We start from the raw sequence: 25,977 nt of genomic DNA, 5'->3' as shown, positions 1-25,977 counted from the left end.
AGAAGACTATTTTTCTTGGATTAACTGGTCAACAGCTGGTATATCTGCTGGAGCCCATTTGAGTGACTCTAGATTCTCCCTTTTTAGCCAAATTAGCTTGGAGTGTTCACTTTTTGTAGGAGAGCCTTCGACAACTCTACATTTGATCGAGATTAAATTTATAATAAATGTTTCGTACTCATGGGTATTGTCATCAAATACTTCTTTAAATGTCTCGATCCTACAATCTAATTCTTCTGCAATTTCTCTTTCTAACGCTGAATAGATGTCTTCATTTGCTTCCACTTTTCCACCTGGAAACTCCCACCTATTAGGGATAGACATTTCTGGGGACCTAAGAGCACAAAGGATTTCATTCTGATCATTTTCAATAATCGCTGCGACAACTTTTACGAGTTTTTTCATGCTAGCCTCCTACAAGGTTGATTTCTAGACATAATGTTATCATTTTTTTAGAGAAGATTCTTTAAAATGCACTTTTTGTAGTAGCTAACCTTAGCTGTTGATTAACTTGATTAGCAAAAAAATCTAGGAGGTTCCGCTTGTTTCTCATCTACAAAGCTTAGTATTATTAAAAATCCACTTTTCCTATTGTTTTTATTGGAAAATAAATCCTTATGTTCTATCATTAAGATGCGACAATTTTGAAGGTTAATCAGGAGTGATATTTTGGTAACGACGGACGCAATAGAACAAATAAAAGAAAAATTTTTAGAAAGTGGTCATTCAGCAGAAATTCCATTATATAAAGGACAAAAAACATTTCAAGCAATTTTAACTGAAAATGCATTAATGTTAGTAATTTAGCCAGTCAATCTTTTTTACCTTGGGAAGTTTTCGAAGAGACGATTGCGTTGTTAAAGGAGAAAAATGGCTGGGCACTTAAAGGGGACGCAATGAATTACAAATTAGGTGAGTCTGGCTTGCCGATTGATTCTATCGAAGGGCGAATTGCTTTTAAGGTGTATGGTAAACAACTAGGTAAGAATGTCTTTCGTAGAATTACGCCAATTGCTTGCATATTAGTATGGGCGGATTTATGTGTAAACCAAAGGGGAAAATTGGTCCTTCTAAATGAAAAATAAATGGAGTAAAGAGATTGAAGAAGTAAATTAGAAGTCACGAGCAGGGAGATACCAAAATGAATGCACTAAAGGCTTTTCAAATGCCAAAACAAGTAAATATTTCAGCAAGAAGCTCAAGTATCACAAACTCCTTTGTTAATGGGATTATTCCGTATATTTATCCGACCGAAATGGAGGTGAAAGAAGCGCTTGGAATATTAGAACTAGATGCAGATGACCTCCGCTGTGCCTACTGTGGTGATAAATCAACTGAATGGGATCATCTACGTTCAATAGTAAAAAATAAAAAGCCGACAGGATATATTTCAGATATATATAATTTAGTTCCAGCATGTGGGAAATGTAATCAATCTAAAGGAAATAAGCTTTGGAATGAGTGGATTGTAAGTGAGGCTGTTCTTTCTCCGAAAATAAGAATGGTGGACGATTTAGAGGGCCGGATTAAGTGTCTTACAAAGTATGAGAAATGGGGAAATGTAAAACCGATAGATTTTGAAAGTATCGTTGATGCAGACATATGGAAAGAACATTGGAATAACTGTGAGAAACTTCATGAAGATATGAGAAAAGCACAAGAATTAGCTTTTGCTATTAAACAGAAAATTAAGAAAAACCTGGAGTACTAACAAGAAAAGAGATAAAAATCCTTTTCAAAACTTAAGGTATTAACTTTAAAGGGGATTCAAACAAAGAGCCAAGGTTAAAATCTAGGTTCTTTAAATCGCACTGGATCATTGGTAATATCAGAGGAGGTGCTCCTATGAAATTTGGATTTAGAAAGCCAAGCGTGAAAGGAAGAATTTCAGCTAGAACCAGCATCAAAAGACAGATTGTCCACAGAGCAGGATTGAAAATGCCAAGGGGTTTTGGCTGGGTTAGAGACCCTAAGAAATATGCTTATAACAAAGTTTACAATCGAACAAGCTTTGACATTTTTAAACTGATCAAAAAGCTCTTTAAATAAGTAGGATGTTGCAGATCCTAGTAATGATTATGTTTTTTAATGGAGGTAAAACCGTGGCAGAAATCAAATTCGAAATAAAAGAAACCGTCGGGGCCATTTCACAATCCCCAAAAGGCTGGAACAAAGAACTCAATCTTATTAGCTGGAACGGAAAAGAACCAAAGTATGATTTGCGTGATTGGGCCCCTGAGCATGAAAAGATGGGCAAGGGTGTAACGCTGAACGTTGAAGAGTTAAAGGTTTTGAGGGATTTGTTAAATGGGTTGGAGTTGTAAACAGAATGGTTTGAGGGCTAACTGGGATTTAAGCGGTTGGCTCTTTTTTTGTCAGTTGAAAGAAGAAACAATTTGGTTGAGAGAAAGAGGTCTAAATCTCAGAATTATTTTTAGACGAAAAAAACCCCTAGACTAATAAGGTTTAAGGAAATGTGTTAGTTAAATTGGTCTTATTTGATAAATAAAAAGTTGAATCATTAATGAATTAATAAATTTCTCTAATACCAGATAAACGGATGGAGAAAACCCTTTGTTTTTCATCTATTAATGAAAGTAATTGTTCTCTTAAATTAAGGCAATATACACGCCCTTTAATCGTTTGTAAGATTCCATTTGTAAAATAATCAATTGTAATCATTCTATTTTCAGTTAGCTTTTTCAAATACATATATATCCTCCTTTCATTATTAATGAAGTACACAATATCATTATATAATTGGTATTTTAAGATAGGATGAAGAAGATGTTAAAGAACTATTAAGCTGCCATGCAGTATCGGCTCCACCTTCGCCCAATACTATGATAGCCACGCATGCTATCCCCTCTACTATGTACTATAACGCCTTATTATTAATAAAATATGTCCTAGATGTTAATCATTAGTAAATTTTAATAGTGAAGTGGCGGGTCTGTTAGAACCGTTTACATTACTTGATTCAGAAGGTGTCTCTCTTGTATTTGGCCAGTATGTTCATGAACAAGAGGCTCGCCCCAATGACCAATGAGAGTTTGTTTTCCAGTGTGATTGCTGAAACTTTTCCTGATTCATTCAGTCTGATGTAGTAAAGGGGTGTTTGAAAAATTGAAGAAATTAATAGCTCCAATTATACTTGTGAGTTTCTTTTTATTGGTGACGGGTTGTGGAACGGGAAATAAGCCAGGAAGTTTGGAAATCTCTAGCGATGTAGACTTTAGCAAGGACGATTATAAAAAAGTCATTCCCTTCAACAATAAATTGGGATTGGAATTGTTGTCGGAAGTAGAGGCGGATGGAAATGGCAATACCTTCATTTCTCCGATGAGTTTATTCATGGCGTTGTCCATGATATATAATGGAGCCGATGGGGTGACGAAAACAGAAATAGCAAAGGTTTTGCAGAATGAAGGAATGGATGTAACCGAGCTGAATAAAGCGAATGCATCAATGATGTCAAAGCTTCATAGTAACTCAAAGCAAATTCAGCTGAATGTCGCTAACTCGATTTGGTTAAATGAAAATTTTCATTTTCAGACCGATTTTGCTCAAAATAACAGAGATTATTTTAATGCTAAAATACAAGAAATTGATATAGCCGATAGTCAGTCTCCAAAAAAGATCAATGATTGGGTTAAAAAATCGACGAATGATAAAATAGAAAAAATTGTTGATGCACCTTTAGATCCTGATTTAGTGGCCATCCTCATTAATGCGATTTATTTTAAAGGAGATTGGAAGTATGAATTTGAAAAAAAACAAACAAAGCAACGTACTTTTTATTTAAAAGACGGAACCACAAAAGATGTGCCACTAATGACTCTTAATGAAAAATTGGCTTATATGGAAAATGAAGACTTCCAGGCTGTTTCTCTCCCTTACGGCGATGGTAAAATGAGCATGAAAGTATTTCTCCCGAAAGAAAATTCCAGTTTAGAAAAATTCAAAAAAATGCTCACGAATGAGAACTGGAAGAAATGGAACTCAGAATTCAATGAAAAAGAAGGAACAATCTTGCTGCCGAAATTTCACCTGAAATACGAAGTATTGATGAATGAACCATTAAAGAGACTTGGTATGACGACAGCATTTGCTGAAGATGCAAATTTTACGAAAATGATTAAAGAGTCTGATCCGCTATGGATTAGTAAAGTAAAACAAAAAACTTTTATTGATGTGAATGAAGAAGGTACAGAAGCGGCTGGTGCAACGTCGGTAGGGATGGCTACAACGTCGGCTCCCGAGGATGGACCATTCCAGATGGAAGTGAATCGACCATTTTTCTTTGCCATTACAGATGATGAAACGGGCATGGTATTATTCATGGGTTCGATTTCCAATCCACAGGAAAAAAAGTAGTCATTTACCTGAGAGAACTAACTAAATTTTTTATAAAGCTTCCTGTTGTGGAAGCTTTATGGTTAATTTTTTCGTGGAAGCATTTTTGAGGGTAATTAAATTTCAATAATGATCGGGAGAATCATTGGCTTTCTCTTCGTTTTGGCGAATAAATATTGGCCTACTGATTTTTTAATATTTTGTTTGATGACATTCCACTGCCGAATATTCTCTGTTTGTAAGTCATTAACCGTTTTTTTAACGAGGCGGTTAATCTCTCTTATGAGATCTTCAGAATCTTTTACGAATACGAAACCACGAGTAATCGTGTCAGGTCCTTGAATAATTTTTCTGTCTGTTTTACTTAATGTTAAAACAATAACGAGCATTCCATCCTCAGAAAGTTGTTTTCGGTCTCGTAACACGATTTCCCCTACATCGCCGACGCCCATTCCGTCAACATACGTATCCCCTGATGGGATCTTCCGAGTCTGACGGGCAATAGAGTTTTCGATATCAACAACATCACCATTTTTCATAATAAAAGTGTTACCTTTCTCAACTCCAACCGATTCAGCGAGCAAACGATGATGGTGCAGCATTCTAAATTCACCATGCACAGGAATAAAATAGGTTGGCTTCATTAAGGTAAGCATGAGCTTTAAGTCTTCCTGGTATCCGTGTCCAGAAACATGCATGCCTGTTGTGCTTCCTGATCCATAAATCACTTTCGCTCCCAGTTGAAATAAGTTGTCGATAATACGTGAAACATCTTTTTCATTCCCGGGGATTGGGGATGCTGCTAAAATAACGGTGTCTCCGGGATAAATGGAAATATCCCGAAAATTTCCGCTAGAGAGGCGGGCAAGAGCAGCCATTGGCTCTCCTTGACTCCCCGTACATAGAATGGCAACCTTTTCAGCTGCTAGTTGATCAGCTTCTTTTGATTCTATCAGCATCCCATCCGGAATGGTTAAATATCCACGTTCGATCGCTACTGAGACGACATTGACCATACTTCGGCCAAGCAAAGCAAGCTTTCGATTCGTCTTCCTGCAAGATTCGACCACTTGCTGAACACGATTCACATTCGAAGCGAAGGTCGAAATAAAAATTTTTCCATCAGCTTTCATGAAAGCCTCGTCCATATGGCTGCCTACCATTCGCTCTGATGGTGTCAGGCCTGTTCGTTCTGCATTCGTACTTTCAGAGATTAAAACTAAGACTCCTTGCTGACCAATAGCAGCCATTTTATGAATATCTGTATATTGGTTATTCGCAGGGGTTAAATCGAATTTGAAGTCTCCGGTATGAACAACATTCCCTTCAGGGGTATGAAAGACAATCCCTAAACAATCAGGAATACTATGGCTTACCTTGAAAAAGGATACATTCACCTCTCCCAACTCAAGCTTAGAATCTGAATTAATTGGAATGAGTTTTGTATCCCTTGTTAGCCGATGTTCATCTAGTTTTAATTCAATTAAACCAAGTGTAAAACGTGTGGCATAAATGGGGACATTTAATTTTCGTAACAGGTAAGGAATTCCCCCAATATGATCTTCGTGCCCATGTGTTACGATTAAAGCACGGATTTTTTCCTTATTCTCTTCTAAGTAAGTAACATCTGGAATAATTAAATCAATTCCTAATAAACTCTCATCTGGAAATTTACCACCACAGTCGATAATGATGATATCATCTGCATATTGGACCACATACATGTTTTTTCCGATTTCATTGATACCGCCTAAAGCAAAAATAGATAATGTATTTTCAGTGGTTTTCATTTTTATACCTCCCCATTCTAATTAGATAATGTTAGTATTCCATTTTTAAAATTCTTTATTTAGTTTAGTCATGAGGGAATTCAAATACAGTTAGGTTTTCTGCTTGGAGAGGTTTAATGGCAAACAGTGACTGGAACTGTTTGCCATTTGAATTGGTGTGAGTATTTTTAAGTCCAAGGTTAAATTAATTTTCATTACCAATTTGTGTTAAAATTAGGGTGTGTTATGGGAGGGATGACAATGCGGGAAGTTCAATTGGAGGCAATTGAAACGGAGAAAAGAAATTCATTTCTAGACTATCTCCTTCTAGCAGATGAAAGCGAAGAAATCGTCAGAGAGTACATAAATGATGGAGAGATGTTCGCGATTTGCTGTGAAGGAAAAACTGCGGGAGTAGTTTTATTTACTTTCCATCCGAATGGAATTGTCGAGCTTAAAAATATCGCTTTAACCGAAGATTACCGAGGGAATGGCTTAGGAAAATTAGTAGTTAAAGAAGCTTTCCATTTATATAAAATTAAGGGACTAGATAAAATGATTGTGGGTACGGCTAATTCAAGTATAGATAACTTAGCATTTTATCAAAAGCTTGGGTTTAGGATGGTTGAAATTAAGAGAGATTTCTTCAAAAATTATCTAGAACCTATTTTTGAGAATGGAATTAGGGCATTGGATATGGTTATGTTTGAGAAGGATTTATAAAAAAAAGGGCCATTTCCTCGATTGGATTGAACCTGTTTAAGCGATAGAATGTCTATTTCACGAACACTTAAGCTGTGCAGTTAACGAGACACTTAAGCAAACCTAGAAATACTGTTTTTGTGGTTTATTAAGGACAAAGAAGTGTGCAAAAAGGAATCAAAATAACCAGTCGAATTATCAATTCCATCATCATGGCAACTCCTTTAGAATTTTTTTTTTACAAACTCAGTATATAAGAAATTTGTTAACTCTTTATATGTTAATTGTAAATTTATTGTCAAATTTCAAGGAGATTTGAAATAGGCACTGGTTGCTAGTTTCAGATATCCACCATCTATATTGACTGGGAATCCATTTGATATTGGACTCTAACATAGGCGAGCAGTGATGGGTACTGGTCGCCTTTGTCATATTTTTAAAAATAGAAAAGGTAGGAAATAGTTGCAAGGAAACAGGCTGATAGGAAGGACGGACCATGAGGTTCTATTTTTAATGAGATTTTTTTTTAAAAAAAAGTTATCCTAAACGGTGCAGGATAACCTTTATCTTTTTTATTTAAGCAGTTTCACAGCTTTAATTCCTTACACTATCTCTTTTATAGGACTATAGATGGATGATGAAATAATCATATTTGTCATATTTGGGCAAATTATGAAGAATTTTGTTGAAAATTGGTATTTTCCGATATAGTATAAAAGTATCAATTGAAAAAGGCAAACCTATCGAAAGGTGGGGACGCAAAGCTACGGGTCTAAGGCGAAAGTGCTAGGATAGCCGGGTTGCCAAAAAGAATCGGATATACAATTAAAGGTTTGTTATTGCCAAACATTTTTTGTCCATCATTCTTTTTTGGGGTGGACTTTTTCTTTTATAAAAAGAAAGGAGTAGAAAATAGGAAAGCGGTTTCAGCGGTTTATCGTCTTGTTAGTATTAGGAATTGCAATTATTTTAATTATTTTCGGGGAAGGGTGGAGATCATAGTGACTGTTTTATTTGGTTCTGTCGAGTACTTTGAAAAAGAAATTCTAAGAGTTGCAGCACAAAACCCTTTAAATAGGCTGACTCATGATCATATTTCGATGATCTGCTCTAGGTTAAAGAGTGAATTGCTTAATGATTTTGTCTGTGAAGAAAGAATACGAGTGGAATGCCTTGAAAACCTTACACAGGCATCTTATAAACTATTCAAATTAGAAATGCGGGTGACAGCCGAATGAGATATCACATTGTAGGAGTTATATATAAGAGACAAAAAGTGACAGTCAAATGTTTGGATACGCAAGAAGATGCCTGGTTAAAGGTCTCCTTGAATCCTGATACTCTCGAGTGTAATGACAAGCTTATCCCTGACAGCTTGCAAAACTTTGTTCAATCAAAACAAGAAAACATACGTATGTATTTAATTAATCTCAATGACATAGCGAATGAAAAAAAAGTCTGCATTGTGTAAAATGCAGATTTTTCATTTACAAAAAATAAGCTTCCCTAATAACCTATATTTCAAATGAAATAATTGGTAATCGATTGGAAGGCCAATGGAAGAAAACCATTTCCTCCATTGGCTTGAACCTAACCAAGCAATAGTTTATTCACGAACATCAAAGCTGTGCTGTAAAAGAGGAACTTAAGCTAATCTAAAAACCGCTTGCTCCTTACTTCTTGTTATGTATCGGCTCCACCTACGCCAAATACCATGATAGCCACGCATGCTATCCCCTCTATTAACTACTATAATGTAACAATATTACTAAACTATGTCTTAGTTGTTATAGAGCTATTAACCTTACATTAAGTAATGATGAAGAATGCGTAATTAGACTTACAAAAAATATCCGCCGTGTATGAAAGGTTCTGATAGGAGTTATAAAACTTCTCTTTACTACCAAAAACGGAAGATAGCCATTATTTCGGACAAAAAACGCAACGAAATCACAGCCACTTTATCATTATTTTTGTAAGCTTATTCCCTCTTAAATTCCTATAGCATTCAATGATTGGCGAAGACCTTCAAGAGCAAATATTCCTAGATATCTTAAAGCAAATAATGCGATGATGGGTGAAAAATCAATTGGACCAAGAGGGGGGATAAACCTCCTGAAAAGGTTTAAATAAGGGTCGACTAGTTTGTAGATCCATTCCCCAACCTTTGTTGATTGAAATTTAGGAAACCAAGAACCTAGAATAGCGATTAAGATTAGCCAATAATAACCCTCAAATAAATAATATCCAAGTTGTAAAATGTTTGAGCCCAATTTAAATCTCCTGCCTATACTATTTTTTCTATCGTACAATCCTTTGTACGGGTATATACCATATACGTTTAAGGTCTCTGAAAGGTTTCATATTATTCATGTTAATTGTTTCCTCATGCTTCATCCTGGAAATTTTTTAACACAAGGAAATTAACTTATTGAATTGAAATGGTTGATTTTTATATTGGACCCTAACGAGTAAAGTGAAGGGTCTGATTCTTTCTTGCCAGTCCGCCGGTCAAGCCGGAAATGATCCTGAAGATTTGAACGTTGAGGTAAAAATCCATACCATTATTTAGGGAATGGCACTACAGATTAAGGAAGAATTATATCCATATTATTCATATTGTTAGGGTTACCATAATCACCAGCAAGGGATGAGTACACGGATGTTCAGAGCTATTTTGTATCCGCTGTTAATGATGATTCAGCAGGTTTCTCCCCTTTCTGTAATTTAGCAATGGTCAATCCAAAATTCATTTGTAAATGGGGATAATCTTTAAATTTAGCCCAATCACCACCCCATTCAAACCCTAAAGCTTTTGCCATTTCAACAACCTCGGTCCAATCTGCTTTCCCATTTTTATTTCCATCATACTGCCTATCCCAAATCACATTCCCTGAAGGGGTTTTTAACGCAAAATCAATGGCAAGCCCATAATTGTGATAGGACTCTCCCCCTTTTGCAAATGTTACAATATTTCCCTCTGCCGTACGGCCTTTATCATAAAGTCGATCCTGTTCTTCCGCACTTCGAAAACCATCAGTAACCACTATCACAATGCCTTTTTTTGCAGAATGTTGGATTAATTGATTGCTCCGTTCTTTCACAACCGGATGGAGTTCAGTTGGTAAAGAAACAGATTGATTTGTTTTCGAATCCGTAAGAGGATCGGATTTCTTAGTAAACTGAATAAAGAATAGGATCATGGTAAGCAGGAGAAAAAATATAATAAATGACTTTCCTATCCGTGTTAGCTTCAAAACTACATATTCCTTTCGTATCTAAAGTTTTTTCACTATCTATGACGTAAAACAGAGCCTCATAGTTTCATATTATTATATACCTGGTAAACAATAACAGACATTGTTCACCAATATAGTAGGAATTCATCACTGCAACTATCCCTCTGCCATTAGCCATATTCTAAACTAACCAATTGCTGAGATGATATTTTATGTAAACTATGGTAAATATTTTTAAAATATGGTAAATTAGTTTTAATCTGTTTGAAAGAAAGGATCATGTGACCTGTATGCCAACATTTACTCTGTAATGGAAAACAATTGGATCGCTTCTCATGTTAAAAAACTGACCAGTTTTTGACCACGGGAGAAGTCTGTCTACAACCCATTACAGAAGGAATACAGCGAACTGCAGCCTGTTAGTTATTTAACAATGCGTTCAAAGGTTCTCCTGACATAGGGGAACTTTTTTTGTTTTGTGCGCCCTGCAAGATTTTCAAATAGATGTTGTATTCCTCGAATAATCATTTCGAGGTGGAAAACAATGCAAAAGCAAACATTTTCATTGGTTTTACGACAAAAACGTGAAGCTGATACGGTAAAAAAGCAATGTAAGATGTGTGGGAAGGTAACCATTTTTACAGACACTACCATTAGGAGACATAATGCGAACGGAAAAAACATTTATCAGTTTGCCATTTATAAATGTCCAAAAAACCATTCTTGGAATAAAAAACTGGACATCTATAAGTCATTTTCTGAACATGTTGATCCAGAAACACTTATTCAAACTGAATTTGAAACCATAAATGAGAATGAGAAAATCATTTTACAGGAAATAACTGAACAACAAGTCATTGAAATTAAGGTACCTGTTGTTGAGGGTAGCTTTCGTCTGGATCAAACCCTTGCAAGTCATATAGAGGGCTTAAGCCGGAGTGAAATCGTTCACAAAATAAAAAAAGGGTTGATTTTATTAAACGGGTGTTTAACGAAACCAAGCCAAAAGGTGTCTCTTCATGACACAATTTCGATATATGTATAAGAAATTGGCGGTAATTTTGATTTGGCTCAAGTAGATAGACTTGCACAAGCAGCTATAACAATGGATAGCTTACTTTAATGAAATGTTGCCATTTAAAAAGATCCTAGATAAGAAATATTGTTGATATTTTAGCTTTTTTAGAGGGTGAACAAAGGATAACAGCTTTTGGCCACCCTTTATTTGTTATTTATCATCAAACTTGAAAATTTTAAAAGAAAAAATGGATTGGGTTAATGAAGACACCGCCGTTGTTACTTATCAGGCGAGCAGAGGGAGTTCTTTACAAGAATGTATTAAGCAGCGATCTCGTTCGTTTTCAAAATGTAGCCATCAGCTTGACGGTAAATGGCTTGAAAAAGATAACCCTAAGAACCCCCTTCTGTACAATAAGGATAAAATCGTTTACGCAAGGGATGGACAGATTTACAATGAGATTGAAGACAATATAATGAATTTGAAGGTGAAAGTAAATGTATTGGCTGAGTATAATCCCCAGTTTAATATCTACTATATTTTTTTTAATACCATTATTTATGATCAATCAAATCAGAAAAGATTTAAAAACCCTTGATGAAGATCAAGTTATCCCAGATGAATACATAGAAAAATGGAAAAAGCTGTTATCTCGAATGATTGTGTTTTGGGTAATAGGTACGATTATCCGTCTAGCAGAAATCATGTTCCGATGAAAGACGCCATACTTCTAGTTTCTTGGAGGATCAACATAATTGGGTAAAGGACAATTGTCACAAACTCTTAAAATAGATTGGTGGCATTTACTTTTTGTGAGGTGAATAGCAATGAGAAGTGAAAAAGAAATGTTTGATTTAATAATAGGAGTAGCCCGAAAAGACAAACGGATTCGGGCCGTCTATATGAACGGTTCAAGAACGAATCCACATGCTCCAAAAGATATTTTTCAGGATTACGATATTGTTTATGTCGTGACAGAAACCGCCTCTTTTATTAAAGATGAGAATTGGATTGATGTTTTTGGCGATTTACTGATGATCCAAGAGCCAGATAAAAATGACAAACTTCTTGGGATGGAGATGAATTTTGATCGGTCTTACGGATATCTAATGCTATTTACAGATGGAAATCGGATTGATCTTCATATTGAAACAAGAGAATCGATGATGGAAGGTTATGTAAGTGACAAACTTACCATTCCGTTATTAGATAAGGACAATTGTCTCCCCCTCATTCCCGCTCCCACAAATAGTGACTACTACGTAAAAAAGCCAACAGAACCACAATTTACGAGTTGCTGCAGTGAATTTTGGTGGTGTTTGCAAAACGTTGCCAAAGGAATTTGGCGAGATGAATTGCCATATGCCAAATTAATGTTTGAAAATACCACAAGGACTTCGTTGGATGAGATGGTTTCATGGTGGATTGGAACAAAACATGATTTCCAAGTTTCAACGGGAAAAATGGGAAAGTATTATAAAAAATTTCTTCCAGAATCTTATTGGGCGATGTACGAAGAAACCTATTCTGCTGGTAACTATGATAATCTATGGGATTCAATCTTTATCACCTGTGAATTGTTTCGGATCTTGGCTAAAGATGTAGCTGAATATTTTCTGTTTACCTATCCAGTTGATGACGATACAAACATGACGGAATATCTTAAACATGTAAGAAAGTTACCTTTTGATGCAAAGGAAATATTATAAATACCGATACTTATGTGGATTGTGAGTTTTTTCCAATGCGAACAGTGACAGGCACTGTTCGCATTGGAAGTGTGGAGGACTTACTATATTAATCATTGGTTTGAAGAAGGGTGAAAAATGGTGAAGACTTGCTGTTCAAAAAATCTTAAGAGTTAAATCAACATGGCCTGCTATTGTAACTTTTGCTTCAACACTTCTTTAAATTTTTCAGATTCATCTACTCGAATCGCTACTTGTTCATATTCTCTCTTTATACCCATTAGAAGTGTTACTTCAACTGGGCATTTTAATTTTAAGATTACATTTGGATATACTTTCTCAAAATCGCGTGCAACAAAATCAATCGTCTTTTTCGAAAGCTTTTGTTCTAATATTTTGGGATCCTCAATTACTTCCTCAATATCCTCCCATCGTATTTCCATACGCTTCATCAATCCAAGAGAAACATACATACGATCATCCTCTACCTGTAGAGGGTTAAAACGCACTGCTTGAATATCGGCTAAAAACAAAATGACGGAATAAATATTTGTCACTAGCAAAATAAGCGATAAAATAAATGATTTATCATGCAACCACCAATGAATACCAAGTGTTTCAATCACAATCGCATGAATCATCATCAATTGAAAAGGGATTAAGCTCGATTTTTTGTACAGTGTAAACGTATTTGCTTTATGTTGCGGTTTCTTTTTCAATATGCCAAAAGCATAATAAAACATGAGCATTTCTGAACAAATCACTTGGATAACAAGATGTTTCCTTACTTTCTCGTCTACTGCATGAGAAAAGGAAAATAAAAGGGGGAGAGGACTTTTTTGCACAGATCGAATGATTTCGGGTAAATATTTAAAGAGTGTCACTAACAATAATATTTCGAGTAAAACGAATGCAGCTTCTATGACAAAACCTACCCATGTGAGTACCTTAAATGGAGCCAAATACTCCATCGGAATCATAAAGCGTGCGACAATGAGTCCTCCAGCCATCAACACAATGAGATTCTTCCAGCTCAGTTTACGTCGCCAAGCTAAAAATAAAACTGGCGCTAGAATGGTTAAATCGAGAATCGAACCTATTACGACACCATTCATATTTACAGGCATCATGTTAACCCCAAGGGAAGAATGATATAAAGAAAAATTTGAAGCTAACACAAGCAATAATAAGAAAAGCCATACAATAGGTATTGATTCATTTTTGAATACCATGCTATCCACCTCAGTCGTTTTGAGTCAATTTCCTTTTTTACTTTTGGAAAATGCGCTGTAACTCTAGAATATCCTTCATTCCTAACTTTGCATAATATTTTTCATTAATCGATTGCTCAATTTGATGTGGAAAGGTGTTAATTCCAATTAATGAAACCTATGATTCATTAAGAACGTATCAATATTAGAGCTTCGTTTGTTCAACTGACAGTTTAGTTTAAGTGAAAAAATAAAGGGTCAAAAGAAATATGATGTTTGTATATTTATCGTAGGTGGTGGGAGAAATGGGATATATTCAGATGACAAAAAATACTATTGAAACTGAACACATATGCTGTGCATTAGGTGCAAAACAATATGAGAATGCAGTAAACGAAAAGAAGAAATGGCTGACAGAGCGAATGGATGAAGGATTAGTTTTTTATCGGTTAGATGAACGTGCAAAAGTTTTTATTGAATATTTACCTGCTGAGATGGCGTGGGTTCCTATTCAAGCACCCAATTATATGTATATCAATTGTTTATGGGTTTCTGGTAGATATAAAAATAATGGATATGCCAAGCAATTGTTAGATTACTGCAAAGAAGATGCAATCAATCGTGGTATGGATGGGATTGTACATATAGTAGGAAAGAAAAATTACCCGTATTTAAGTGATAAACGTTTCTTTGAACATATGGGGTTTGAGTTAATAGACCAAGCAGAACCATATTTTCAATTAGTGGCTTTGAAGTGGAATGAACAAGCTGTTGTACCTTCATTTAAAAAACAGCTAAAGACTTCTTCCATAGATGAAGGGGTATCTATTTATTACACAGCTCAGTGTCCCTTTGCTGTTGGTATATTGGAAGAACTAAGAAAAGTAGCAGAAGATAAAAGAGTCCCCTTTCATGCTTATAGGATAACAACAAAAGAAGAAGCACAAAACTCACCGATAATATGGACAACTTTTGGTTTGTTTTATAATGGGGAATTCATCACACACGAAATGTTGAGTCCAAACAAATTTGACAAATTACTTACAAAACTATTATTAGAAGAATGATACTCTTTGTTCTCATTTTGATATATTACAAGGGATAGTAGAGTAATGACCTATATTCCTTATTGCTAGAAATACTATCGGCTAAAAAGAAGGCGCGGAACTAAAAAAGCACGGGTTGCCATTCCCCATCATGTTTGGGGATCGCTTTAAAAGTGGCTTATTTATGTTAGATTTCTGACGTTTGAGTTTTTTGCTTTGGTTCTACTAAAAAGGGGAAAGAAAAAAGAGAGATTTGTATCTCCCCTTTTAACAGAACCCTGACAAGTGCTCAAGTTGCTCTCGAGCAGTGCTCTATTCTTGTCAGGTAAAAGCTAGTATAAGTATGGACCATCTAAAGAGAAAAGCGAAACAATTCGTTCACACATAATATTTTATTCTCCCTAATAAACCTCACTTTTTAATTTAAACCCCAATCACAAAACAAACAGTGGTTGTTGTGCTTCCTCCTATATTTAAAGTAGCAACATTTTTGACACCTTCTACCTGGTAACTCCCTGCTGTTCCAGTAATTTGTTTGTATGCATCAAGGACCATTCGTATACCTGTCGCACCGACTGGGTGACCTAATCCGATTAATCCTCCGCTTGGATTGACCGGGATTCGACCATTGAAGGCAATATCACCTGCTTCTATCGCTCTCCAGCTTTCTCCGGGGGCAGAAATACCGAAATGGTCGATTGCCATATATTCTGTTATGGAAAAACAATCATGTGTTTCAATTACATCGACATCGCTAACCCCAGAAAGTCCTGCCCGATCAAACATTTCTTCAATTGCCTGTCGTACATGGGGAAAAACATAGCGTTGATGTTCACTTTCCTTTATTTTTTCTTCAAGCAGCATCGGTGCTGTTTTATGCCCCCACCCTTTGATTACAGGGATGTTTTCTAGCGGTATCCCATGACGTTTGGCATAATTTTTTGCGTATTTTTCGGATGCAAGAAAGATCGTTGCTCCTCCGTCTGTTACTTGTCCACAATCTTGGCGACGAACACGCCCTTCAATAACATGGTTATGCTCATCATTTTCTACAAAGCTATAATCATTGAATTGCCAATTTCTCGTTTGAGCATTAGGATTGAGCTTCGAATTTTCAAAATTAATTTTCGCAATTTCAGCCAAATGCTCATAGCGAATTCCGTATCGTTCATCATAAACATCAATTAAACGATTAAATAAATAAGGCCAGGGGTATGTAGCATCCTGTGCTTCTCTCCCTGTCCAACAGGCGACACCAAGGTTATTTGCCGCTTGTTCTCCAGGTACATTGCGCAGCAATTCTACCCCAGTTACACAAGCTAAATGGTAACGGTCTGCTTCAATTTCAGCAGCCGCTGCAAGAATGGCAATGCTGCCTGATGCACAAGCTGCTTCATGGCGACTTGCTGGAACTCCAGAGAAAGCGGGATGAATCGAAGCAAATAATCCTCCAAGCTGTCCTTGCTTGCTCCCTAGCTCTCCAATAAAATTTCCGATATGGCAAACATCAACTTCACTCGGTTCAATTTTTGCTGCCTGAAGTGCACCTTCAACACTACATTTCAAAATATCAAATATGTCTTTCCCTTCCCGTGCCCAATTTTTAGAAAAATCTGTTTGGTACCCGCCGAGCACATAAACTTTTGACATTCCCAATCTTTATTACCTCCTTATAAAAATGATTTAAGTGATGATCAATGAAAATGAACGAAAATCTTTGAGTTCACTCCCTATTTATTTTTTAAATGCAATATTTATGCCAGAAATTATTGAAAGCGTTTCAATTTCTTGACGAGTGCGGATTGACTTATACCGAGTGCATCTGCAGTTTTACGAGTTGTCTTAAATTCCTTTAATTTTTCTTTGATTATTTTTTTCTCCAAGTCTTGGAGAATTTTTTTCAAGGGCTGTTGATTTGGGTTTCCTGTAGAAGGATGAATGAAAGGGAGATCTGTCCATTGAATTTCATCGTGATCAATTGTAACAGCTAACCGCTCAATTAAATTTTCTATCTCACGAATATTTCCAGGCCAATCGTATTCTTCAAATAAATGGATCGTATCATTAGCGAATCTCTTCTTTAATCCATATTTTTTATTTGTTTTCTGAAGGAAATGGTAGGCAAGTGGTGCAATATCTTCAATTCTTTCTCGTAATGGTGGGATTTTAATCGGAATGATATTCAAACGATAAAATAGGTCTTGTCTGAAGATCCCATCGTTCACGAGCTGCTCTAAGTTTTTATTCGTTGCTGAGACAACACGTACATTAATTTTGATGCTTTTTCTTCCCCCGATTCTGGTGATTTCAAATTCTTGAAGTACCCGTAGAAATTTTGATTGCAAATCTAGAGGCATATCTCCAATTTCATCTAAAAAAATGGTTCCCCCGTTTGCTTGTTCAAATAATCCAGGTTTACCTCGGCTGTCGGCACCTGTAAAAGCTCCTTTCTCATATCCAAAGAGCTCTGATTCTAGTAGATGCTGAGGGATTGCGGCACAATTCACTTTTATTAATGGTTGATTTACCCGTTTACTCAGCTTATGGATGAAATTTAATACTACTTCTTTCCCTGTGCCAGATTCTCCATTAATGAGAATAGTCGAATCTACTTGAGCAATTTTTGCACATATCGTGAGTACCTTTCGAAATGATGGGCTTTTGGCAACAATCCCCTCAAAATCTGGGAGTTCATCGTAAATATTCATCTCACTAATATGATGATGCTTCCTTTTGAGTGCAATCGTTAACAATTGATCGATTTTGATGTTGTTTAATTCGCCGATATCACGGATATTTAAAACAATATGGGAAATTTGATTTTTTTTATTTTTTATGGGGCTCCCAGTTATTAACACATCAATTCCTTTAATATTGATGACTTGTGTAATAGGCCGTTTGTACTTCAAAACTTTTAAGGAAATTGAATCGCTAATAGTCCCATTTTTTAAGGCATCTCTTACATTTGTCCCAATAAATTCTGATTCCAAATACGAACAAATCCTACATGCAGCCTTATTGATCGCTACGCCATATCCGTCAGCATCTACAATACATAGACCATCATAGCTGGAATCAAATACTTGCTGGAATAATTCGAGCAATTAGATTCTCTCCTTTCGTCAAAAACCCTGTATAAATTTATTCAACAACTGATTCTTATTTTCATCAACTGATTCTATTATTCATCATTTCCAAAGTGAATCCCTTTATTTTTTGATTATTTTTACTATTTTACTATTGGCATAGTAATTGCATTGTTATTTAATAAATGGCTCAGTTTTAACAACACCATTCGCTAACATAGCTACCAAATCATTATTCGAAAGAAGAGGAGTGACCACTATGAGTAAAAGGCTCCCTAAATGGTTGACTGAAAACACTACTTTGCCCATTATTGCTGCACCGATGTTTTTAGTATCAGGACCAGAGCTTGTCTCAAGCTGTTGTAAAAATGGGGTAATTAGTTCTTTCCCTGCACCAAATGCACGTTCAATCGATATTCTTGAGGAATGGATGAACCGTTTGACCATTGAGTTAAAGGAATATAAAGAAAAACATCCAGAGAAAAAAGTAGCTCCGTGGGCAGCAAATATTGTCGCACATCGAAGCTACAGTCGTCTGCAGGAGGAACTCGCTCTACTTAAAAAATATAAGCCACCCATTGTGATTACTGCATTAGGAAGCCCGATCCCAGTGATTGAAACTGTTCATTCATATGGAGGACTTGTGTTTGCGGATGTGAATTCTGTTAAATATGCCAAAAAAGCAGCGCAGGCTGGTGTAGATGGTTTAGTTTTAGTTAGCTCAGGGGCAGGGGGACACACTGGATCAGTTACTGGCTTTGCTTTTGTAGATGCAGTTCGAGAATTTTGGGATGGAATAATTGTGTTGGCAGGAGGAATTTCTACTGGGAAAAGCATTTTGGCTGCACAAATATTAGGAGCAGACCTCGTGTATATGGGGACGAAGTTCATTGCCGCTAGTGAGAGTATGGCACAGGACCTTTACAAGCAAATGCTAATTGAAGCAACTCATGAGGATATTATCCAAACAAACGCGTTTACTGGTGTTCATGCCAATATGCTGCGGCAAAGTATTGAAAGAGCAGGCTACGATGTTACTAATCTAACCTCTAAAAAGAAAGTAAACTTTGATAATCCACTAGGTGAAACAAAAGCATGGAGAGACGTATGGTCAGCTGGACAAGGAGTTGATACCATTACAAAACTCCAATCGGCACAAGAAATCATTCAAGAGCTTAAACAGCAATACAGTAAGGCTTATTCAAATTCGCTTCAACCAAATAAATGGATTCAATCAAATATGAAAAGTGAGGAGGAAGCTATTTTATGATTGAAACAAAAAACCTTCAAAATCCCTATTTTTATGAAAAGCTATACAGTCCGATTGAAAAAGAAATTTATGTTGATGAGTTAACAGTAATTGAGGGGAAGGTTCCAAACGATATTTATGGTGCATACGTTCGAAATGGTCCTAATCCTAAACATGAACCAAACGGGCGCTACCATTGGTTTGATGGAGACGGAATGCTTCATGCTGTTTATTTTGAAAATGGGAAAGGTAGCTATCGAAATCGATATGTTCACACAAAGGCATTCCAGCATGAAGCAATAGAAGGAAAAACTTTATGGGCAGGATTAATGGAAAATCAAAAACACAATCCATTTTTTGAAAAAGAAAAGAATACATCGAATACTGACGTCATTTTCCACAATAATAACTTGCTTACGCTTTGGTATAGATCTGGCCAGCCATATAAAGTCGATGCGAAAACATTGGAAACAATAGGAGTAGAGGATTTTGGCGGGCAGCTTACTTGCAACGTCTCAGCTCATTCAAAAGTGGATGAAGCAACAGGTGAGTTTATCTTCTTCGATTATGGAAATGTGTATCCGTATATGATGTATGGCGTAGCCTCTGCAACAGGAGAGCTCACCCACTGTGCTCCAATTGAGCTTCCGGGACCACGCTTGCCGCATGATATGGCGATTACGAAAAATTATTCGATCTTGATGGATTTGCCGTTATTCAATGATCCTGAATCAGTGAAAAAAGGAAGATATAGTGTTAAGTTTTTCCGCGATTTGCCAAGCCGTTTCGGCATTATCCCACGGTATGGTGGAGCAGATACCATTCGTTGGTTTGAAGCAAGTCCTTGCTATATTTACCATGCTATTAATGCTTGGGAAGAAGATGATGAGATTGTATTAACGGCTTGTCGGGTAAAAGATCCTTGTCCTTCAAGTTCAAAAGAAGACGGGCCAATCGAAAGAATGCTAGCCTTTCTGCGTCTAGACGCACAGCTCCATTACTGGCGCTTTAATTTGAAAACAGGTGCAGTTAAAGAAGGTGAGCTATGTGATATGAACACCGAGTTTCCAATTATCAATCTTGATTATATTGGGCAGAAATCACGTTATTCCTACAATGTTCATATCGATTCTCGTGAAACGCTTAAGTTTGATGGTCTGGTCAAATACGATACTTGGACGGGGCAATCCAAGAAATATATGTTTGGAGAAGGTCGTTACGGGACGGAGGCCGCCTATGCACCGAAACCAAATGCTAAAAACGAGGATGATGGCTATGTTGTGACATATGTCTATGATCAGCGAGAAGATAAATCTGAACTCATCATTTTAGATGCTGCACAATTTGAGCTTGGACCAATTGCAAGACTCCATATACCGCAAAGAATTCCAATGGGGTTCCACGCTACATGGATTAATGGAGAAAAGTTATTTACTTAATAAGGTGCCATTTTAAGATGCTCACTTTACCTTGTGAAAAAGAGAGAAGTGAGCCTTTCTTTACAAGCAAATTATTGATAAGGAGGATTGCAAAAATATGATTCTATCATCAGTTGAGCGAATTAGAGAGTATATGGAAAAAGGGTGGTGGGGAACGGTTACCATCGAGGATTATTTTCTTCAGCTTGTTGAAAAATGGCCAGGCAAGGAAGCTATTGTTGATCCGATTAACCGTGGTTCATTATGTGGAGGACCTATGCTTAGATTAACCTATAAAGAATTGGATAATAGAGTTAATGCTTTAGCAGAAATCCTAATTGCTCATGGCATTGGGAAGGATGATATTGTTGCGATTCAATTACCCAATGTAGTGGAAATTGTTGTCACTTATTTAGCCGTTTTACGAATTGGGGCAATATCAAGTCCGTTTCCTGTTCAATATCGTGAATTTGAATGTTTGCAGCTACTGAAAACTTTAGGTGCAAAAGCGGTTATTACGATGGAGAAAATCAATAACCGCGAATATGCATCGATGTATACAAAAATAAAAGAGCAAGCCCCATCTGTTCAACATCTTTTTGTATTTGGGGACCATGTTCCTGAAGGTGCAATTTCGATTCATACAGAAAAAACAAGTTCAACGTTTGAAAGAGTGAAAGCCTATCGTAAAACAATTGAAATGACAGCAAACGATATTTTCACGATTTGCTGGACATCTGGAACGGAGGGGAAACCAAAGGGTGTACCGAGAAGTCATAATGAATGGTTTATCAGTGCTTATGCAACGGTTGATGCCGCTCAATTAAAAGAAGATGACCACATTTTACTCACATTTCCGATGGTTAATATGGCTGGAATCGGTGGAATGCTTGTTCCTTGGCTATTATCAGGAGGAAAACTCGTTTTGCATCATCCCTTCGATTTAACTACATTTCTTCAACAAGTTGAACAGGAGAAAATAACATACACCTTAATTCCACCAGCATTATTAAATATGATGTTAAAAAATCAAGCCTTTTTGAGCGATAAGGACATTCGTTCATTAAGGGTTGTTGGAACAGGCTCCGCTCCTTTGTCTGCCTGGATGATCGCTGGCTGGAAAGAAAAGTACGGGGTAGAGATTATCAATTACTTTGGATCCAATGAAGGTGCTGCATTTTTGAGCAGTCCGAACGATATTCCTAATCCAGAAATGCGTTCCAAATATTTTCCTAGATTCGGTGTTAAGGGAATTAGCTGGAACAATCGAATATCTGAAAGAATTGAAAGCAAAATTGTCGATTTGGAGACAGGAGAGGAAATTACAGAACCTTATCACCCTGGAGAGCTATGTCTTAGAGGGGCTAGTGTATTTGCAGGCTATTGGAAAGCAGAAGAAACCAATCAAGCCTCGTTTGATCAAGATGGATTTTTTTGTACAGGGGATTTATTTGAGATAGCAGGGGATCAAGATCAATTTCAATATTATCGGGTAGTTGGAAGGGTGAAGGATGTGATCAACCGTGGAGGACTAAAAATATCACCTGAGGAGTTGGAAGGATTGATCCAAGGTCATCCAAAGGTTGAAGAGGTTGCAGTTGTTTCTTATCCAGATCCCATTATGGGCGAGAATATTTGTGCCTGTATTGTTTCAAGAGAGTCTATAGAAATCAAGCTCGAGGAAATCGTGGAATTTTTAAAAGAGAAAAAAATTGCTTCTTACAAATTACCTGAGCGATTAGTCCTTTTAAAGCAGCTGCCTCGAAATCCTGTGGGAAAAATCATGAAGAATCATCTGCGTGAGACGGTAAAGATTGAACTAGTTAATTAGGATGTTTTTCATTTAGATGTTTAGGAAGGTGAGATAAGAGATGGAGGCATTTATTTTTGATACGGTGCGGACACCACGTGGGGCAGCGAAGAAATCTGGTTCATTACTTGAGGTGAATCCAATCAATTACGTTTCACAACTGTTTCATGCACTTGAAACAAGGAATGAATTGAGCTTGGCGGAAGTGAAGGATATTATCTTAGGCTGTGTCACTCAAGTTCGAGAACAAGGAGCCAATATTGCAAAGGTGGCGGCATTATATACGGGACTTCCGAGTACCATTCCCGGTATAACGGTCAATCGCTATTGTGCTTCAGGCTTAGACGCTGTTCTAATTGCTGCTGCAAAAGTGAAAGCTGGCATGGATGATCTTGTCATTGCAGGTGGTGTTGAATCCTCCTCAAGGGTTCCGATGTTTTCAGATGATGGATCTTGGTTTTCCGATCCTGAAGTCAGGGAAAAAACGAATTTTCTTCATATGGGCGTATCTGCCGATATTATGGCATCATTATCAGGAATGAATCGTGAGGAGCTTGACCAATATGCTTATGAATCACATGAACGTGCACAAAATGCTTATAAGCAAGGCTTTTTCAATTGTTCATTAATCACTGTCTTGGATCAAAATCATCAGCCGCTCCTTGAAAAGGATGAACTCGTTCGACCAGATATTTCGATGAGCAAACTAGCAACTATACAGCCTTCGTTTTCTGAAAAACATGTTAGAGAATTGAAAGAGGCGATCAAACAACACTTTCCTCAATTAGGTGATATTAATCATGTTCATCATGCTGGGAATTCCCCTTCATTAGCGGACGGGGCATCTTTAGCCATAATCGGTTCTAGAGAAAAAGGAGAAGAGCTAGGTTTAACACCGAGAGCGAGAATCGTGGCTTCTGCAAACGAAGCGGATCACCCCTTTTTGTTAGGGGGAGGGCAAAAAGCAGCAGAAGTTGTTCTGAAAAAATCAGGATTAAATATAGAGGATATTGATTTGTTTGAGTTTAATGAAGCTTTTGCGGCCACGGTGTTAAAGTTCCAACGAGATTTTGAAATTGGTCGAAATAAGCTTAATCCAAATGGTGGTGTGATTGCTATGGGGCATGCGCTCGGTGCAACTGGTGGAATGCTTATCTGTACGTTGTTGGACGAGTTGGAAAGGCGTAATAAGAAACGTGGACTTGTTGCCATTAGTGGGGGAGCAGGTATCGGTACTGCCCTTATTATAGAAAGAGTTTAGTAGGGATCATTGCACCAATGGTGCTGAAAAAATGTGAATAGAATACAAAACTCCGAAACAAGTAGTGTTTGTCGATCAGCTTCCACGTAATGGGGTGGGAAAAATTTTGAAGCGGAAATTAACGGAACTCTATAAAAATGCAGAAGTGAAGTAAGGGGGATTTCATCATTTTATTTTTAATAAAAGCTTCAGTTACTCAAAAGGATCTTTCCTTAGATGAGTTATGGGAAAAATGGGAGGCAGAAGCAAAAATATGCCTTAAAGCGATCGAGCGAAAGAAAATCGTTGGTGCCTATAAGATTTCCGGACAAAGAAAGGTCGTTTTAATTTACGATGCTTCATCTCATGCTGACCTGGATCAAACCTTCATGTCCGGTTTACCATTGTCAGAGTATGTCGAGATAGAGGAAATGCTCCCTATTCGTCCATATCAGGATTTTGCGATAGATGTCCAGAATCGTTGGAAATAGGATCAATTTCTACAAATACATCAGGTTAATTGAGAGGAGCTAATGATTATGGTAAGACAAAATATTGCTTTTCAAAGTGAAGGATTTTTATGCAAAGGCTGGCTTTATTTACCTGAACATGCTTCTAAATTATATCAAGTACCTGCCGTCGTTATGGCTCACGGATTTAGTTTAGTAAAAGAAGCCTATTTAAACCGTTATGCGGAAGTATTTTGCGAAGAAGGACTAGCTGTTTTAGTGTTTGATTACCGTAATTTTGGGGAAAGTGAGGGTGACAATCGGCAGCATCTGGATCCGCTTGAACAAATTAAGGATTACAGAAATGCGATTAGCTGGATGTCTGCTTTGCCACAAATCGATAAAGAGAAAATTGGAATTTGGGGAACTTCATATAGTGGAGGGCATGTACTTCACATTGCCGCCATCGATAAAAGGGTGAAAGCCGTCGTATCACAAGTTCCAACAATTAATGGCTGGCGAGGTGCTAAGCGGAAAAATGGTCCTGAAAAGATGAAGGCTCTCATTCAACAATTAATCGATGATCGCGAATCTCGCTATCATAATGGTGTACAACAATATATCAATGTTGTCGCGAATGATGGAACGCAAGCAGCACAGCCACATCCTGAATGCTACAAATGGTTTACGAATACGAAAGAAGCGGTAGCTCCAAATTGGGAGAACAAAATTACATTTCAATCAATGGAAAACTATTTAGAGTACAATCCTGCTGGCTTAATCGATTTGATTTCCCCGACGCCATTGCTTATGATCGTAGCGATGGATGACAAAATAACCCCGCCAGATATGGCAATTGAAGCATTTGAAACGAGGGCGAAAGAACCGAAAGAAATCTTAAAGCTTCATGGAGGGCATTTTGATGTCTATAATGGGGAGACGTTTTCAGAAGCCAGCAAGGCAGCTGCTCATTGGTTTACAATGCATTTAAAAGAATCAAAGATTACGATTTAATATAAGGCGTTTGCACTTTTCAGAATATAAGAGGATATAAAATTTGACTTCGAGAATTGTCTAGCACAAGCGCCCCAGCGCTTTTCTTAGAGGAGGGTTCGTATGGCTAGAGCCACCTATATTGAGCCAAGCTTAGATGAGTGGTTAAATCGATTCCATTTTACAACAGAAATCAAAGTTCGTTTAAGTGAGACGGATATGTCAGGTCATGTTAATAATACGAGTTACTTCGTGTATTTTGAACAGGCGAGAACAGAATACTTAAATAGTCTAGGCTTTTATCAAGGGGATGTAAGGGCGGTTACTGCCGACTTATTGTGCCACTTCCACGGGGAGGCCTTCTTTCCAAGTACTCTTGTAGTCGGAGTACGAGCAGCAAAGCTTGGTAATAAATCCATTGACTTGGAATATTACATCAAATCCTCAGTTGATCAAAAACTAGTTGCTACAGGACGTGGAGCATTAGTGATCATGGATAAAAAAACGAAACAAAGTACTCTCATTCCAGAATATATTCGCAAAGAGATCGGAATGAGAGAAAAATTCGATCTAGTTTAAAAGGTCGATATACACATTCACCGAATCCTTTTGTCTTTTAAGATAATGATCATTAAGAAAAAGCTTCCATGTACTGAATTCAGTATGTGGAAGCTTTTTTTAACAAGTTATCTAAGTTTAAAGA

The 25,977-nt window shown here is 37.0% G+C and carries 27 protein-coding genes and 1 riboswitch; of the genes, 19 read left to right on the top strand and 8 right to left on the bottom strand.

The features are described from left to right. Positions 1-6: 6 nt before the first annotated feature. Positions 7-405: a (deoxy)nucleoside triphosphate pyrophosphohydrolase gene (locus RTR43_RS05680; protein WP_312470315.1), complete on the bottom strand. Its 399-nt coding sequence runs from the start codon at positions 403-405 to the stop codon at positions 7-9. A gap of 264 nt (positions 406-669) precedes the next feature. On the opposite strand from RTR43_RS05680, the gene RTR43_RS05675 reads away from it, so the two are divergent. The 5 genes from RTR43_RS05675 to RTR43_RS05655 all read left to right on the top strand — a co-directional run bounded on the left by RTR43_RS05675 (position 670) and on the right by RTR43_RS05655 (position 2,324). Next, positions 670-807: a hypothetical protein gene (locus RTR43_RS05675; protein ID WP_312470314.1), complete on the top strand. Its 138-nt coding sequence runs from the start codon at positions 670-672 to the stop codon at positions 805-807. A gap of 47 nt (positions 808-854) precedes the next feature. Next, positions 855-1,085, top strand: coding sequence for a hypothetical protein (locus tag RTR43_RS05670; RefSeq protein ID WP_312470313.1), 231 nt, complete (start codon positions 855-857; stop codon positions 1,083-1,085). 56 nt (positions 1,086-1,141) lie between these two features. Beyond that, positions 1,142-1,711, top strand: a complete 570-nt coding sequence (locus tag RTR43_RS05665; RefSeq protein ID WP_312470312.1) for an HNH endonuclease — start codon at positions 1,142-1,144, stop codon at positions 1,709-1,711. Between the two features lie 134 nt (positions 1,712-1,845). Beyond that, positions 1,846-2,049, top strand: a complete 204-nt coding sequence (locus RTR43_RS05660; protein WP_312470311.1) for a hypothetical protein — start codon at positions 1,846-1,848, stop codon at positions 2,047-2,049. 53 nt (positions 2,050-2,102) lie between these two features. Further along, positions 2,103-2,324: a YdbC family protein gene (locus tag RTR43_RS05655; protein WP_312470310.1), complete on the top strand. Its 222-nt coding sequence runs from the start codon at positions 2,103-2,105 to the stop codon at positions 2,322-2,324. Positions 2,325-2,529: 205 nt separating this feature from the next. Here the strand turns inward: RTR43_RS05655 and RTR43_RS05650 are convergent, their stop codons facing one another. Beyond that, on the bottom strand, positions 2,530-2,712 hold the full coding sequence (locus RTR43_RS05650) for a hypothetical protein (RefSeq protein WP_312470309.1): 183 nt from the start codon (positions 2,710-2,712) through the stop codon (positions 2,530-2,532). Between the two features lie 414 nt (positions 2,713-3,126). Between RTR43_RS05650 and RTR43_RS05645 the strand changes: the two genes are divergently transcribed. Further along, a complete protein-coding gene (locus tag RTR43_RS05645) occupies positions 3,127-4,377 on the top strand; it encodes a serpin family protein (RefSeq protein ID WP_312470308.1) in 1,251 nt (416 codons plus the stop codon). Positions 4,378-4,472: 95 nt separating this feature from the next. On the opposite strand, the gene RTR43_RS05640 is transcribed toward RTR43_RS05645, so the two are convergent. Then, a complete protein-coding gene (locus RTR43_RS05640; RefSeq protein WP_312470307.1) occupies positions 4,473-6,146 on the bottom strand; it encodes a ribonuclease J in 1,674 nt (557 codons plus the stop codon). A 240-nt stretch (positions 6,147-6,386) separates the two neighbouring features. On the opposite strand from RTR43_RS05640, the gene RTR43_RS05635 reads away from it, so the two are divergent. Together RTR43_RS05635 and RTR43_RS05630 are read left to right on the top strand one after the other, a co-directional pair. Further along, positions 6,387-6,848, top strand: a complete 462-nt coding sequence (locus RTR43_RS05635; RefSeq protein ID WP_312470306.1) for a GNAT family N-acetyltransferase — start codon at positions 6,387-6,389, stop codon at positions 6,846-6,848. A 702-nt stretch (positions 6,849-7,550) separates the two neighbouring features. Continuing rightward, positions 7,551-7,635: riboswitch (cyclic di-GMP riboswitch) on the top strand. Between the two features lie 193 nt (positions 7,636-7,828). Further along, positions 7,829-8,065 carry a hypothetical protein gene (locus RTR43_RS05630; RefSeq protein WP_312470305.1) on the top strand — a complete coding sequence of 79 codons (237 nt, stop codon included), beginning with the start codon at positions 7,829-7,831 and terminating at the stop codon, positions 8,063-8,065. A gap of 753 nt (positions 8,066-8,818) precedes the next feature. On the opposite strand, the gene RTR43_RS05625 is transcribed toward RTR43_RS05630, so the two are convergent. Beyond that, positions 8,819-9,100 (bottom strand): YggT family protein, encoded by a 282-nt coding sequence (locus RTR43_RS05625; RefSeq protein ID WP_312470303.1) that lies wholly within the window; start codon positions 9,098-9,100, stop codon positions 8,819-8,821. A gap of 399 nt (positions 9,101-9,499) precedes the next feature. After that, positions 9,500-10,084 carry a M15 family metallopeptidase gene (locus tag RTR43_RS05620; RefSeq protein ID WP_312470301.1) on the bottom strand — a complete coding sequence of 195 codons (585 nt, stop codon included), beginning with the start codon at positions 10,082-10,084 and terminating at the stop codon, positions 9,500-9,502. A gap of 526 nt (positions 10,085-10,610) precedes the next feature. Here RTR43_RS05620 and RTR43_RS05615 point away from each other — a divergent pair. From RTR43_RS05615 to RTR43_RS05605, 3 genes are all read left to right on the top strand, one after another. Next, positions 10,611-11,111, top strand: coding sequence for a DUF1062 domain-containing protein (locus tag RTR43_RS05615; protein ID WP_312470300.1), 501 nt, complete (start codon positions 10,611-10,613; stop codon positions 11,109-11,111). A gap of 220 nt (positions 11,112-11,331) precedes the next feature. Continuing rightward, on the top strand, positions 11,332-11,682 hold the full coding sequence (locus RTR43_RS05610; protein ID WP_312470299.1) for a hypothetical protein: 351 nt from the start codon (positions 11,332-11,334) through the stop codon (positions 11,680-11,682). 229 nt (positions 11,683-11,911) lie between these two features. Continuing rightward, positions 11,912-12,793: an aminoglycoside 6-adenylyltransferase gene (locus tag RTR43_RS05605; RefSeq protein ID WP_312470298.1), complete on the top strand. Its 882-nt coding sequence runs from the start codon at positions 11,912-11,914 to the stop codon at positions 12,791-12,793. Positions 12,794-12,963: 170 nt separating this feature from the next. Here the strand turns inward: RTR43_RS05605 and RTR43_RS05600 are convergent, their stop codons facing one another. After that, positions 12,964-14,004 carry a beta-carotene 15,15'-monooxygenase gene (locus RTR43_RS05600; RefSeq protein ID WP_312470296.1) on the bottom strand — a complete coding sequence of 347 codons (1,041 nt, stop codon included), beginning with the start codon at positions 14,002-14,004 and terminating at the stop codon, positions 12,964-12,966. A gap of 284 nt (positions 14,005-14,288) precedes the next feature. Here RTR43_RS05600 and RTR43_RS05595 point away from each other — a divergent pair, with 284 nt between their 5' ends. Then, positions 14,289-15,050 (top strand): GNAT family N-acetyltransferase, encoded by a 762-nt coding sequence (locus RTR43_RS05595; protein WP_312470294.1) that lies wholly within the window; start codon positions 14,289-14,291, stop codon positions 15,048-15,050. Between the two features lie 402 nt (positions 15,051-15,452). Here the strand turns inward: RTR43_RS05595 and RTR43_RS05590 are convergent, their stop codons facing one another. Together RTR43_RS05590 and RTR43_RS05585 are read right to left on the bottom strand one after the other, a co-directional pair. Then, positions 15,453-16,679 carry an acetyl-CoA acetyltransferase gene (locus RTR43_RS05590; RefSeq protein ID WP_312470441.1) on the bottom strand — a complete coding sequence of 409 codons (1,227 nt, stop codon included), beginning with the start codon at positions 16,677-16,679 and terminating at the stop codon, positions 15,453-15,455. Between the two features lie 116 nt (positions 16,680-16,795). Further along, a complete protein-coding gene (locus RTR43_RS05585) occupies positions 16,796-18,133 on the bottom strand; it encodes a sigma-54 interaction domain-containing protein (protein ID WP_312470292.1) in 1,338 nt (445 codons plus the stop codon). A gap of 241 nt (positions 18,134-18,374) precedes the next feature. Here RTR43_RS05585 and RTR43_RS05580 point away from each other — a divergent pair, with 241 nt between their 5' ends. The 7 genes from RTR43_RS05580 (at position 18,375) to RTR43_RS05555 (ending at position 25,853) form a co-directional block, all read left to right on the top strand. Beyond that, positions 18,375-19,385, top strand: coding sequence for an NAD(P)H-dependent flavin oxidoreductase (locus RTR43_RS05580; RefSeq protein WP_312470290.1), 1,011 nt, complete (start codon positions 18,375-18,377; stop codon positions 19,383-19,385). Further along, entirely contained in the window at positions 19,382-20,803 is a 1,422-nt protein-coding gene (locus tag RTR43_RS05575) for a carotenoid oxygenase family protein (protein WP_312470289.1), read from the top strand. The genes RTR43_RS05580 and RTR43_RS05575 overlap by 4 nt, the downstream gene beginning before the upstream one ends. Positions 20,804-20,900: 97 nt before the next feature. Next, entirely contained in the window at positions 20,901-22,613 is a 1,713-nt protein-coding gene (locus tag RTR43_RS05570) for a class I adenylate-forming enzyme family protein (RefSeq protein ID WP_312470287.1), read from the top strand. Positions 22,614-22,653: 40 nt separating this feature from the next. Beyond that, the gene (locus RTR43_RS05565; protein WP_312470286.1) at positions 22,654-23,853 is read left to right on the top strand and encodes an acetyl-CoA C-acyltransferase; all 1,200 of its coding nucleotides are present in this window, start codon (positions 22,654-22,656) and stop codon (positions 23,851-23,853) included. 164 nt (positions 23,854-24,017) lie between these two features. Continuing rightward, positions 24,018-24,323: a muconolactone Delta-isomerase family protein gene (locus tag RTR43_RS25620; RefSeq protein ID WP_396954540.1), complete on the top strand. Its 306-nt coding sequence runs from the start codon at positions 24,018-24,020 to the stop codon at positions 24,321-24,323. Between the two features lie 48 nt (positions 24,324-24,371). Beyond that, positions 24,372-25,295 carry an alpha/beta hydrolase gene (locus tag RTR43_RS05560; protein ID WP_312470285.1) on the top strand — a complete coding sequence of 308 codons (924 nt, stop codon included), beginning with the start codon at positions 24,372-24,374 and terminating at the stop codon, positions 25,293-25,295. A 102-nt stretch (positions 25,296-25,397) separates the two neighbouring features. Next, positions 25,398-25,853: an acyl-CoA thioesterase gene (locus RTR43_RS05555; RefSeq protein ID WP_312470284.1), complete on the top strand. Its 456-nt coding sequence runs from the start codon at positions 25,398-25,400 to the stop codon at positions 25,851-25,853. Positions 25,854-25,977: the final 124 nt, after the last annotated feature.

It is taken from the genome of Neobacillus sp. (genome assembly GCF_031988165.1).
Lineage (GTDB): Bacteria > Bacillota > Bacilli > Bacillales > Cytobacillaceae > Neobacillus > Neobacillus rhizosphaerae.
This window is presented reverse-complemented; position numbering and strand designations above follow the sequence as displayed.

Bases quoted from the DNA above. Each gene is read 5' to 3' on its own strand.
- RTR43_RS05680 (WP_312470315.1), bottom strand. From the start codon at position 405: ATGAAAAAACTCGTAAAAGTTGTCGCAGCGATTATTGAAAATGATCAG.
- RTR43_RS05665 (WP_312470312.1), top strand. From the start codon at position 1,142: ATGAATGCACTAAAGGCTTTTCAAATGCCAAAACAAGTAAATATTTCA.
- RTR43_RS05660 (WP_312470311.1), top strand. From the start codon at position 1,846: ATGAAATTTGGATTTAGAAAGCCAAGCGTGAAAGGAAGAATTTCAGCT.
- RTR43_RS05650 (WP_312470309.1), bottom strand. From the start codon at position 2,712: ATGTATTTGAAAAAGCTAACTGAAAATAGAATGATTACAATTGATTAT.
- RTR43_RS05640 (WP_312470307.1), bottom strand. From the start codon at position 6,146: ATGAAAACCACTGAAAATACATTATCTATTTTTGCTTTAGGCGGTATC.
- RTR43_RS05635 (WP_312470306.1), top strand. From the start codon at position 6,387: ATGCGGGAAGTTCAATTGGAGGCAATTGAAACGGAGAAAAGAAATTCA.
- RTR43_RS05615 (WP_312470300.1), top strand. From the start codon at position 10,611: ATGCAAAAGCAAACATTTTCATTGGTTTTACGACAAAAACGTGAAGCT.
- RTR43_RS05610 (WP_312470299.1), top strand. From the start codon at position 11,332: ATGGATTGGGTTAATGAAGACACCGCCGTTGTTACTTATCAGGCGAGC.
- RTR43_RS05605 (WP_312470298.1), top strand. From the start codon at position 11,912: ATGAGAAGTGAAAAAGAAATGTTTGATTTAATAATAGGAGTAGCCCGA.
- RTR43_RS05600 (WP_312470296.1), bottom strand. From the start codon at position 14,004: ATGGTATTCAAAAATGAATCAATACCTATTGTATGGCTTTTCTTATTA.
- RTR43_RS05595 (WP_312470294.1), top strand. From the start codon at position 14,289: ATGGGATATATTCAGATGACAAAAAATACTATTGAAACTGAACACATA.
- RTR43_RS05590 (WP_312470441.1), bottom strand. From the start codon at position 16,679: ATGTCAAAAGTTTATGTGCTCGGCGGGTACCAAACAGATTTTTCTAAA.
- RTR43_RS05580 (WP_312470290.1), top strand. From the start codon at position 18,375: ATGAGTAAAAGGCTCCCTAAATGGTTGACTGAAAACACTACTTTGCCC.
- RTR43_RS05575 (WP_312470289.1), top strand. From the start codon at position 19,382: ATGATTGAAACAAAAAACCTTCAAAATCCCTATTTTTATGAAAAGCTA.
- RTR43_RS05570 (WP_312470287.1), top strand. From the start codon at position 20,901: ATGATTCTATCATCAGTTGAGCGAATTAGAGAGTATATGGAAAAAGGG.
- RTR43_RS05565 (WP_312470286.1), top strand. From the start codon at position 22,654: ATGGAGGCATTTATTTTTGATACGGTGCGGACACCACGTGGGGCAGCG.
- RTR43_RS05560 (WP_312470285.1), top strand. From the start codon at position 24,372: ATGGTAAGACAAAATATTGCTTTTCAAAGTGAAGGATTTTTATGCAAA.
- RTR43_RS05555 (WP_312470284.1), top strand. From the start codon at position 25,398: ATGGCTAGAGCCACCTATATTGAGCCAAGCTTAGATGAGTGGTTAAAT.